The 12,227-nt window shown below is 34.9% G+C and carries 9 protein-coding genes; 5 read left to right on the top strand and 4 right to left on the bottom strand.

Annotated features, from left to right (window positions below):
- Positions 1 to 118: 118 nt before the first annotated feature.
- The 5 genes from AABD74_RS14190 (at position 119) to AABD74_RS14170 (ending at position 4,589) form a co-directional block, all read left to right on the top strand.
- The gene (locus tag AABD74_RS14190; protein WP_406843262.1) at positions 119 to 1,570 is read left to right on the top strand and encodes an ABC transporter permease; all 1,452 of its coding nucleotides are present in this window, start codon (positions 119 to 121) and stop codon (positions 1,568 to 1,570) included.
- 1 nt (position 1,571) lies between these two features.
- Positions 1,572 to 2,909 carry a DUF3526 domain-containing protein gene (locus AABD74_RS14185; protein ID WP_406843261.1) on the top strand — a complete coding sequence of 446 codons (1,338 nt, stop codon included), beginning with the start codon at positions 1,572 to 1,574 and terminating at the stop codon, positions 2,907 to 2,909.
- A gap of 275 nt (positions 2,910 to 3,184) precedes the next feature.
- Positions 3,185 to 3,511, top strand: coding sequence for a helix-turn-helix transcriptional regulator (locus AABD74_RS14180; protein ID WP_232682936.1), 327 nt, complete (start codon positions 3,185 to 3,187; stop codon positions 3,509 to 3,511).
- Positions 3,512 to 3,567: 56 nt separating this feature from the next.
- A complete protein-coding gene (locus AABD74_RS14175) occupies positions 3,568 to 4,041 on the top strand; it encodes a DUF6428 family protein (protein WP_232682935.1) in 474 nt (157 codons plus the stop codon).
- Positions 4,042 to 4,172: 131 nt separating this feature from the next.
- Positions 4,173 to 4,589 (top strand): arsenate reductase ArsC, encoded by a 417-nt coding sequence (locus AABD74_RS14170; protein ID WP_232682934.1) that lies wholly within the window; start codon positions 4,173 to 4,175, stop codon positions 4,587 to 4,589.
- Positions 4,590 to 4,998: 409 nt separating this feature from the next.
- Here the strand turns inward: AABD74_RS14170 and AABD74_RS14165 are convergent, their stop codons facing one another.
- The 4 genes from AABD74_RS14165 to AABD74_RS14150 form a co-directional block, all read right to left on the bottom strand.
- Complete coding sequence (locus tag AABD74_RS14165) at positions 4,999 to 7,074, bottom strand: beta-galactosidase (protein ID WP_406843260.1); 2,076 nt, start codon at positions 7,072 to 7,074, stop codon at positions 4,999 to 5,001.
- 124 nt (positions 7,075 to 7,198) lie between these two features.
- Entirely contained in the window at positions 7,199 to 9,196 is a 1,998-nt protein-coding gene (locus AABD74_RS14160; protein WP_406843259.1) for a heavy metal translocating P-type ATPase, read from the bottom strand.
- Positions 9,197 to 9,708: 512 nt separating this feature from the next.
- Complete coding sequence (locus AABD74_RS14155; protein WP_406843258.1) at positions 9,709 to 10,938, bottom strand: efflux RND transporter periplasmic adaptor subunit; 1,230 nt, start codon at positions 10,936 to 10,938, stop codon at positions 9,709 to 9,711.
- Between the two features lie 2 nt (positions 10,939 to 10,940).
- On the bottom strand, positions 10,941 to 12,176 hold the full coding sequence (locus tag AABD74_RS14150) for a TolC family protein (protein ID WP_406843257.1): 1,236 nt from the start codon (positions 12,174 to 12,176) through the stop codon (positions 10,941 to 10,943).
- Positions 12,177 to 12,227: the final 51 nt, after the last annotated feature.

Below are 12,227 nucleotides of genomic sequence, written 5' to 3'. Positions count from 1 at the left end.
ATAGTCCCGAAGTCTCGGGATGAATTTATACAAGTGAAACGCCTTTTTTAAAATCGACTAAAAGCTATGTTTCTATGTGTTTAAACAAATTACACTCAACAGCTAAATTTTAATTAATATGAAATTATTACACACAGAACTCCTTATAGCCAGACATTTTAAAAATGCTGTTTTTAAAAATTCGGCAGTTTATATTATTACACTTTTTATTGGCGTATTGCTTTTATTCGCCGCTTTTTCAGGCTGGGATAATTACAAAAGCCAAAACGAAACCAGTGAAAAATATCAGCATGAATCCCGCGAAGACTGGTTGAAAAATCCAGATAAAAACCCGCATAGAATGGCACATTACGGGAATTTTGCTTTTAGAAAAAGTACTTCGTTAAGTGTTTTTGAATTTGGAATGGAACCTTTTTTTGGAAATGCAATTTTCCTCGAAGCGCATAAACAAAATACCGCTAATTTCTCTGAAGCCGGATTCTCTAACAGTATGCTTCGTTTTGGCGAAATAAGCATTGCCATGGTTTTGCAGGTTTTACTGCCATTATTGATCTTTTTTGCTGGGTTTAATTCTGTTGCCTACGAAAGAGAAAACGGAACTTTAAAAATCCTTTTAAGTCAGGGAATCAGCTGGAAACAGCTTTTATTTGGTAAAATACTTGGGATAGCCAGTATCATTATGCTGTTTTTTGTTCCAACCATTATCGTATTGGTTTTGATTTGGTTAATGCTTCAAAACTTTTCAATTTCGGCAGATGAAACAATTAAAATGCTGTTGTTTATTGGGTTTCATTTTATTTATCTGATGTTCTTTTCTGTCATTGCCGTTTTGGTTTCGGCGTCAAGCAAAACCTCAAAAAAAGCGTTGGTTTCATTAATTGGAATCTGGCTGATTTTTACCATAATTCTCCCAAGAACTACTCAGTCAATTGGGGCATATTTATATCAAGCGCCTTCGAAAATCCAGTTTAACAGCGATATTGAAAAAGATATCCTGAAACAAGGTGACAGTCATAACCCGAATGATGTGCATTACAAAGCCATAAAAGATTCTTTATTACGTGTTTACAAAGTCGATTCGGTACAAAAACTTCCTTTTAATTATTCCGGATTTATTATGACCGAAGGTGAAAGAATCAGCTCGAATATTTATAATAAACATTTAGAAGATCTGCTGAAAATTTACGAAAAACAAAATAGTTTTTCTAAAGCCGTTTCGTTTTTAAATCCGTACATCGCAATGAAAAATCTGTCGATGGGATTATCAAATACAGATTATGATTCGTACATCGATTTTCAAAAACAAGCGGAGCAATACCGTTACAATATGGCGCAGAAAATGAATGCTTTGCAGATCAAATATATCAGTAATAAAAAAAACGGATCAAACGATAAACCGCAGACGATCGATAAAAACCATTGGGCCGATGTTGAAGAATTTCACTATGAACCAAAACCAGTTTGGGAAGTCTTAAAGACTGAAATTACTGCTATCATCTCCATATTGCTATGGATAATTCTGCTGCTTGTTTTGATTAAAGCTGCTGCTAAAAACCTAAAAGCCATCTAATATGTTAGTACTATTATTTAAAAATTTCATACGCTCAAAAGGCACCAGGATTGGATTACTTTTTTTATTAATCATTGGTTTTATAAGCCTTTTAATCGGCCGTCAGTTTCAGGAAAAACAACAAAAGAATATTACCGAAGCTGTAATTTATCAAAAAGAACACATTGCCAGAAATGCTGCTTTTCATAAAGACGAAATTGGGCTTCTGCTCTACTACATCAAGTTTTCATTGGTTAATACGACTTTACCCATCAGCAGTCTAGCAATCGGGCAGCGTGATGTAAATCCCTCAATTCAAAGTGTTACAATTCGTGGACTGGAAGCTCAGAAATACGATTCGGAACTCAATAATCCAAGTAATCTTTTGTCCGGAAATATCGATTTTAGTTTTGTGCTTTTATATCTGTTTCCGCTTTTGATTATTGCTTTTTCGTATAATATTATTTCCGAAGAAAAAGAATCAGGAACCTGGAAAATTGTGACAGCGCAAAGTCCTAATATCTTTTTATATATTTTAAAACTGTTTTATGTTCGCATTTTAAGTTTAATTGCGCTTTTGTCTCTCCTGCTTTTAATTGCAGTTTTCTTTTTGCAAATTCCAATTGACAAAACGTTTATTCTATTTTACGGAATCGCAGTTTTGTACATTTTGTTTTGGTTTTCGGTTTGTTTTTTTATTGTTTCGCTTCAGAGAAATTCCAACTTCAATGCCGTTATTTTATTAACGATCTGGTTGTTTTTGATTATTATTCTTCCGGCTGGAATCAATACGTATATCATCAATAAATATAAAGTTCCCGAAGCTTTAGAATTAACACTTACCCAGCGAAATGCATATCACGAAAAATGGGATATGGATAAGCAGGCAACGCTGGATAAATTCTACAAACATTATCCGCAGTTTAAAAATTACCCTCTGCCGGAAACAGAATTCAGCTGGCTTTGGTATTATGCAATGCAGCAAATGGGCGATGATGAATCTGCCGTACAATCCAAAGAATTAGAATCAAAATTAGAGCAGCGAAATAATACCGGCGAATTGATTGCACAGTTTATTCCAACGCTTCATACTCAGATTCAATTGAATGAAATTGCAAAATCTGACTTGCGGAACCAGCTTTTATTCCTGAAAGAAACGAAGCAGTTTCACGAAAAACTGCGGCTGCATTTTTATCCGAAGATATTTGATAATGCTCCTGTCGACCAGCAAAAATGGAACAATTTTAAAGTAGAAACGTTTAATGATAACTCTGAAAATGGTTTTGTAAAAGCGTTTTTACCATTACTTCTTTTCAATTTAGTATTGATTGGTTTGGGATGGCGAAATTTTAAGCGTTAGGTTTTTTACGGCTGATTTTTTTACCGCAAAGCACGCAAAGTTTTTACGCAAAGATTTTATGTAAACGGTTTTTATAAAAAACTAAGTTCACAAAACTTTTTCTTTTTCTAAACCTTAGTGAACTTTGCGTAAAAACTTTGCGTGCTTTGCGGTAAAATCTGCATTTTAATAACACCCCTCCTCCCGTATTTAAAACCTTTGCGTGCTTTGCGTTAAAAAAATTTGTTTCTTATAAAACTTTATCGTAATATTGCTATATTAAAATTTAAAATAAAATGGGAGCTACTAAAACGGAACATTTTACTGAAAAACAAAATCAAATCGCAACAATAGCAAAGGCTTTGGGGCATCCTGCAAGAATTGCTATTATTGAATATCTTTTGAAAGTAAATGAATGTATTTGCGGCGATATTGTAAATGAACTTCCACTTGCCCAGCCAACGGTTTCACAGCACTTAAAAGAATTGAAAAATGCCGGGCTTATAAGAGGAAACATTGAAGGAAATGCTATTTGCTATTGTATTGACGAAAGTACTTTTGACATTTTAAGGACATATTTTTCTAATATTATTGCTGTTACAAAAGAACAGAAGTGCTGTTAAACTTTTTTTTAACAATCATATCGTAATATTGCATTATAACTATAAATAAAAGAACAATGAAACTATCAGACATTAAAAACATTCTTCCAAATTTGGAAAATGTAACATTTCAATTAGAGAACGGAACTTTTGTTCCTGAACACTTTCATGTGACCGAAATTGGAACCAACAGTAAAAAATTTATTGACTGCGGCGGCGTGATTCGCCATGAAAATGCAGTTAATTTTCAATTGTGGAATGCAGATGATTATGAACACAGATTGAAACCGGGCAAACTTTTGCATATCATTAAGTTATCAGAAGAAAAATTAGATATTGAAGATTTTGAGATTGAAGTTGAATATCAAAATGATACGATTGGAAGATATGATTTAGAGTTTAATGGAACTCATTTTATTCTAAAAAATAAAACTACTGCATGTCTGGCACAAGATGCATGCAAAGTTCCTTCATCAAAACAAAAAATAGCTTTAACTGAACTCTATAAAAGCGAAGCTAATAGCTGCGCACCAAATTCAGGCTGCTGTTAATTATGAAACAGAAAATACTTAAGTACAAAAAACCAATTATCATCACAACATCTGTAATTGTGCTGCAACTCATTTTTGGTTTTGAGCCAAAATTCTGCATTATCAATATCATTTGGTTATTAGTTTAAATTATGACAAAAAACATTTTAGTACTCTGTACAGGAAACAGCTGCAGGAGTCAAATTGCCGAAGGTTATTTAAAATACTTTTTAGGAGATAAAGCTAAAGTTTACAGTGCCGGAATAGAAACTCACGGAGTTAATCCAAGGGCTGTAATAACTATGAAAGAAGATCAGATCGACATTTCTAATCATACTTCAAATCATGTTGACGAATACCAAAATATAGATTTTGATTTTGTAATTACAGTTTGTGATAATGCAAAAGAACGCTGCCCGTTCTTTCCTTCAAAAGCTCAAAAAATACATCAAAACTTTAATGATCCTGCTAAAGCAGCAGGAACTGAAGAAGAAATTTTGCAGGAGTTTAGAACAGTAAGACAAACTATAAGGGAATTTTGCGAACAGTTTTCGAGAGATAATTTCTAATTATAATTCAAAAAAATGAGGCTGTCTCAAAAGTCAAGGCAGCTCTTTTACTATAATTATTTGTTTAAATGTAAACTTAACTTGTTTCTACCAATGAAATGTTCCTGCAGAACAAAGAAATATAACTTGTTATTTATTTGATATCGGGTTTCATTCCATTAGGAATGTTTCATAGGTAGAAAAAATAGAGGTCGGACACATTTACGTTCCGTAGGAACGTTTGATATGCCCGATTATTAAAAAACGATGTCAAAATCAAACGTTCTTACCGGAACGTAAACGATGATAACAATATAATTTCTACTATGAAATGTTCCTACGGAACAAAGAAATATGTAAAATAAAAAGGGGCTGCTCCGACTTTTGAGACAGCCTCATTTTTTAATTAATCGGCAAACGTTACATTTTTCTATGACTCTTCGATTATAGTAAATCCCCATGCAGGAAGCGAAATTTTACTTTGTGAAGCTAATTTTTCCTCTGTCAATAAAACATTTCCTTGTTTATGCGGATATATAAATGACACCTCTTCGCCTGAATAATTGAAATAGTAATGAATTGTTTTTCCTAATTGATTGGTACCTGATTTTACAATAATTGGAAACTTTAATTCCTGATCTTTACCCCAAAGTCCGGCATTTTTAACAGCTCCTTCCAGAATTTTATCATTTAAGGCTGGATTTGTTCCAAAACCAATATAAGTTGCGACACCTTTTCCATAATTATTCTGAGTCACGGCAGCATAAATTCCCCATTGAGGATGGTCATAATAAGCTAAAACTTTTGCTGTAACAGGAACTAAAAGTTCCATCCATTTTTCTGCTTTATTATACTCCTTCCCTACATTAAAAGGATCATTTTTAAGACCAGCCTTTTCAGGAATAGTAAATTCGCTGTACGTAATACCACAGGCCTCACTAATAACTCCCGGCTGGCGCACCGTTCTTACTTTATTGTGTTCATCAGAAAAACCACTTTTAAAAGTATAGACAATATGGCCTCCATTTTTCACAAAATTGTTTAAGCGCATCAATAAACTATCAGGTGCAGCATATAAGGCAGGTACAACAATTAATTTATACTTCTCAATATCAATGCTTGACGGATCAATAAAATCAACACCAACATTCATCTTGTAAAGCGCATCATACATGGGTCTTAAAATTCCGTTGTAATTTCCCGGACCAAAAGAATTATAGGCCGTCAAAGCTTCGTTACTAAATAAAATAGCTGCATCATTTTTCTTTTGCAGATGTATTAAATGCGGGCTAAATTTTTTAAAATCTGCTCCAATTGTTCCAGCTTCTTCATAAGTTGGATTAGGCTCAAAATCATGGCTTAATAATCCTTTCCAATACGTTTCTGCAGAGTTATGAATTGAATGCCAATGCCAATACGAAACCATATCTGCCCCAGATGCTAAATGGCTGAATGCCTGCAATCGCAGCTGACCCGGATATGGCACCCATTCTGCAAATCCCTGAGCTTCAGTTTCCATTACAAGATAATTCTGCCCGCCTTTCATAGAGCGTGCAACATCACCGCCAAAAGAGATTTCCAGTCCCGTAAGTTTATCTTGCGATGGATGGTAGATATCTACACCCGAAATATCAAGTACTTTTGAAACTGCAAAATGATCAACCTCTGGCTGAATCCCATAAGTATGTCCCCACCAGTCAAAATCAAAATTCTGGGTTACAAACTGATTTGGCTTTTTATATTCACGCACCATTTTAGACTGCCAGCTTAAGTATTCTGTAACCAGTGAACGTTGAAATTTAGCAAACTCGGCGTTTAAACTTGCATTAATACTTCCGTTTACAGACGGAAAATCATCCCAATTGTTGATTCGGTTACTCCAATAATCCAGACCAAAAATCTTGTTTAAATCATCAAGCGATGGATATTTTGATTTCATATAAGCAACAAACTGTGCCTGAACATTTGGTCCGCTTGTTCCATACGATTTAGTTTCGTTATCAATTTGATATCCTATAATTGCAGGGTGATCTTTGATATGCTCTAACATTTTTCGAATCGCCTTTTCGGCATAATTTCTAAAATGAACATTCGTAATATCCATATTTTGGCGAGATCCATACTGGTTTGTTCCCCTATTTGTAATTGCCAGAACGTCTGGATGTTTTTTTACCAGCCAGGCAGGCACAGCATAAGTAGGCGTACCAATTATAACACTAATCCCCGCTTTGTGCATCGCATTAAGAACACGATCTATATGGCTGAAATCAAAAACACCCTCTTGCGGTTCCATAGTACTCCAGGTAGATTCTGCAATGCGAACTACATTGATACCTGTTTCCTTCATCATTTTTATGTCCTTATCCAAACGTTCATAAGGCATATATTCATCATAATAAGCAACTCCGAATAATAGTTTATCCTGCTTAATCTGGGCAGAAACCGAATTAAGGCTTAATATAAATGTAAAAACAACACTTATAAAAACGAGCAAAATTTTTTTCATGAATTTGTTTTTTTACGAATATAGAAAAAAATAGGATTGTTTTATAAATGCATAGAAATTTAAAAGTATCAATTCAGTAAAAAAGAAATCCTGACTTCTGTAAAATCAGGATTTCTTCTAAAACTTAAAACTGCATCTTTTGAATTCTAACTGCATTTAATATCGCCAATAAAGCCACTCCAACATCAGCAAAAACAGCTTCCCACATTGTAGCAAGTCCGCCGGCACCGAGAATCAGTACAAAAGCTTTTACTACAAAAGCTAAACCAATATTCTGCCAGACAATTTTTTTGGTTTGTTTACCAATGTTTATTGCCATTGCAATTTTACTTGGTTTATCGTCCTGAATTACAACATCGGCGGTTTCGATTGCGGCATCACTTCCTAAACCTCCCATTGCAATTCCTACGGTACTTAAAGCAATTACCGGCGCATCGTTTACACCATCTCCCACAAAAGCAACCGTTTCATTTTTAGCTTTAATTTCGTTTACTTTATTGACTTTGTCTTCTGGGAGTAAATCTCCAAAAGCTTTTGCAATACCAAGTTTATCAGCCACAAACTGAACGACATTGGTTTTATCTCCGCTCAGCATAGTTACTTTTATGCCTAATGCTTTTAGCTTAGAAACCGTTTCGGGAGCATCTGCTTTAATTTCATCGGCAATGGTTAAATAACCTGCAAATTTCTGGTCATAAGCAATGGCAATTGTTGTATAAACTACAGAACTTGGATCTATATCATAGCTGATGTTAAACTTATCCAGCAATTTAAAATTCCCCACATAAAGTTCTTTTCCGTTTACTTCTGCTTTTAATCCGTGTCCCGAAATCTCTTCGACGTTTTTTAATTCGATCGCTGTATCAATCTTACCAGCGTGATTATGAATTGCAGTCGCCACCGGATGCGTACTGTGACTTTCCAGAACATTTATTAATTTCAGAATTTCCTCTTTATCAAAATCAGGTTTTATAATAACTTCCTGAACTTTAAAAACGCCTTCGGTCATTGTTCCGGTTTTGTCCATTACAACATTCTGAATCTTTGAAATACTATCCAGATAATTACTTCCTTTAAATAAAATTCCGTTTTTACTTGCAGCGCCTATTCCGCCAAAATAACCAAGCGGAATACTGATAACCAAAGCACAAGGACAAGAAATAACCAGAAAAACCAAAGCTCTGTACAGCCAGTCGCTAAAAATATAATTGTCGACAAAAAGCATTGGCAGTAAACAAATTGCAATTGCTAAATACACCACAATTGGGGTATAAATTTTGGCAAACTTGCGGATAAACAACTCAGCTGGCGCTTTTTTAGCTACAGCATTCTGAACCAATTCTAAAATTTTCGAAAGTTTACTATCGTTGTAAGCCGTTGTAACTCTTACCTGTGCAATTGTATTTCCATTTATCATTCCGGCTAGTACCTTATCGCCCTTCTTTTTAGTATCTGGTTTACTTTCTCCCGTTAAAGCTGCGGTATTAAATGAAGCCGAATCTGATAATAATTCGCCGTCTAATCCTAGTTTTTCTCCCGCTTTAAGCTGAATAATATCGCCTATTTTAGCATCTTTAGCCTTTATTTTTACTGCAATATTATTTTCTAAAATATTAACCTCATCCGGGCGCTGATCCAGCAGACTTTTAATATTAGATTTTGCTTTACTCACTGCCATTCCCTGAAATGTTTCTCCAATGGTATAAAACAGCATAACGGCAACACCTTCGGGATATTCTCCAATGGCAAAAGCTCCAATGGTAGCAATACACATTAGGAAAAACTCTGAGAATACATCGCCTTTTACAATACTTTCATAAGCTTCTCTCAAAACCGGAAGCCCAACTGGGAGATACGCAATAACAAACCAAGCGATTCGAACATATCCTGAAAACCAGCTTTGAGGAAAATAATGATCAAAACCAATTCCTATAAGTAATAAAATAAGAGATATGATGGATGGCATGAATAATTTAAACAAACTGTCTTTGATATTATGCTCATGATTGTGCCCATGGTCATGTCCGTCATTAACAGAATGTACAGGTTCGTCGTGTGAACAGCAGCAGGATGGTTTGGTTTTATTTTTAGTATTTTTTACTTCTAAATCTTGATGTATCATTGCAGCGTTTCAGGTTTAAAGTTTCATGTTTTAGTTTCTCTGAAACTTCGTTAAAATTATGCTCTAAATTTAATCATTTTACGGCAATTACTCTTAAGTAAAAATGTTTTTAATCTCGTTTTTGCCACGAAGACACTAAGGCGCTAAGCTCTTTTTAAGCTGGTGTGAAATAATCTCGCAAAGTCGCAGAGTCGAAAAGTTTTTTAAGATTTAATTTCAATTGCCTCCAGCTTTAGCTGGAGGTTCTAAAATAAGAGTAAGAAAAGGCTTTAGCCAAAAACACGCAAGTTTGGCTAAAGCCCTTGAAATTGAGCTTTTATGACCTCGAGCTAAAACTGGAGGCAATTGATTTTTTTTAGTTTTTTGTTTCAAGTTTCAGGTTTCAGGTTTCAGGTTCTGGAACTTGCGAACTTTGCGTGATTCTTTGCGAGCCTTGCGGTTAAACAACTTGAAACCTGACCCGAGGCTAAAAGCCGAATTGGCGAAGCAAACAAAGAAAACCGGAAACTTTTTTAATGCTCATGCTCACCTCCGCCCTTCATTGCAGACAATAAATAAAAAGCACCTTTTGTAACAATTTTAGCATCAGGCTCAATTCTATCAACAAACTTAACTTCTGTAAAACCTAAATCGGTTGTGCCGGGAATCACTTCGATTGCTTTAAAATGAATTTCTTTTTCTTTCGGTTTCTCATTTTTATGTTCTTCTTCCTGCACAAAAACAAAATACTTGTCGGCATTTCGAACAACAGCATCTTTTGGTAAAGCCGGAACTGTGGCATTTACAATATTGATATTTGCCGAAACATACATTCCCGAAATCAAATCTTTAGCATCGGCAGGATCAATTTTGGCATGAACAGCAACAGTTTTACTTTCGTTCGAAAAGGATTTATTGATTCCGAAAATCTTTCCTTTAATGGATCTATTCGATTGATTTGTCAGTACAAAATCGATTACCTGACCAATAGAAATCGACCCCAGGTCTTTCTCATAAACATTCAAATCCAAATGCATCTGACTGTTATCTACAACTTCAAACAAAGAAACTCCCGTTTGGGCAAAAGCGCCTTTAGCAATGCTTATTTTTCCAACATAACCACTTATAGGTGCCACAATTGGCACTAAAGAAGAACTTCCTTTTGTAGAAACATGCAAGGCTTCCAGTTTATTTTTTGCTGCCTGTGCTCGGGCTCTTTCGGCAGCTAATTTGGCTTTTACTTCCTGAAATGTTTTCCTCGGGTTTACGTTTTCATCACTCAAAGTTTTCTGGCGGTTGTATTCTAACTGCAGGTATTCAACATTGGCTGTTGCTGAATGATAATCTTCCTGCATTTCAATTACTTCTAGATTTTGAATCGTTGCCAAAACTTTTCCTTTATTGACAAACGTTCCTTCTAAAACATAAATATCTTTTACTGTTCCGCCAATTAAAGTCGAAACCTCAGCCGAATTTTGAGGCGGAACCGTAGTATAACCATTGGCTTTGATAATTTTATTCAGGTTTCTGTCTTCTACAAATCCCGTTTCAATGCCAACCGTTTTATATTGAGATTCTGTTAAGACAACTTCTGTCTGCGATTTTTTTTCTTCGTGGGTTTCTTCGGCTTTTTTCTCATTGCAGCTTAAGTTAACCGTAAAGAGCGCAAAGATTACGCAAAGCACGCTAAGTTTTATTGCCTTGCGGACTTTGCGTTTTTTCTTTGCGCTCTTTGCGGTTAAATTATTATCTATATCTTTCATTTTTAATTGTTTTTGATGGTTGGAAACTGGAGTTCGATAGCACTTTGATTATAACTGTGCGTAGCTTCGGCAAACTGTTTTTTAATGTCAATGGCCTGATTTAAAAAACTGATATACGACCAATAACTCATATCGCCGTTGGCATAACTTTTTTGTGCCGTATCAATAATCTGGTTGGCGTATTGCAAACCTTCATTTTGATAATAATCTAAGTTTTTCTGCTGTTTTTGAAAGTTGTTCTGCAGTTCTTCTTTTTGCAGATTTAAGATAATTTTGTTTTTATCTAATGCCAGCTGCGACTGCGAAATACTAATTTCCGAAGCTTTGGCTTTTGCTGTATTTACCCCTCCAAATAACGGAATCTGAAGTCCGGCCGTAAAACCCTGAAACAATGATTCGGTATTAATAGTTTGCGCAAAATAACCTAACCCTAATTTTGGTGTTCGCGCTGCTTTATGCGTTCCGGATTCTTTTTGGTAAACCGAAATCTGCTGTTGGTAAAAATCTGTCATTAAACTTTCTGCTTTTGAATCCTGACTTTCTATAAAAGCATATTTTAAAGAAGTTGTTTCATCTGGAATTATATTTTCTGTCGTCTGCACAAAAAACTGAAGCTGTTTTTGGTAAATAGCCAAATCGTAATTTAATTGTTCTTTTTGCGTTTCGATTTCTTTTACTTTGGCTTTGGCACTGATTACTTCGATGTTCCCGCTTTCTCCGGTTTTAAAACGGAGTTCGGCATTCTTTAGGAATTTGGTATAAATCTCATTTAATTCTGAGTTTAATTTTTGAATTGAAATTCCATATAAATATTGATAATAGGCTAAAGTCACGGCTTTTTCGAGTTCGTAAGATGATAAAGCTTTTCGTTTTTCGGCCAGTTTGGCAAGTTCTTCCTGCAATTGTCGATTGGCTTTTGTGACATTTCCTAACGGAAAGAATTGCTGTACCGAAACATTATGGTCGAAATCAACGCTGTTGAACTGCCCGCCTTGATATTGAACCTGAAGTGGATCAGGCTGAAAAGCGGTTTTCTTTAAAACGGTTTGTTTTTCTATTTCTTTATCGACGATTTTTAAATCGATGTTGTTTGATTTGGCGAGCTCTATTGTTCTCTCTAAAGATATTTTGGCTTGCGCCGATGTTATCGTACTTGCCAATAGGAACGCAATTAACCGCAAAGGATGTGCGATGTTCGCAAAGTTTATTGTTCTTAAATTATATAGTAACTTTTTCATTTTCTTTAATTTTTTGTTTCATGCAGATTTTAAAAAAATTTAAGCAGATAT

The sequence above is a fragment of the Flavobacterium soyae genome (genome assembly GCF_045348165.1).
Classification (GTDB): domain Bacteria; phylum Bacteroidota; class Bacteroidia; order Flavobacteriales; family Flavobacteriaceae; genus Flavobacterium; species Flavobacterium soyae.
The sequence above is the reverse complement of the archived record's forward strand: the minus strand, read 5'-3'. Positions and strand labels throughout refer to the sequence as shown.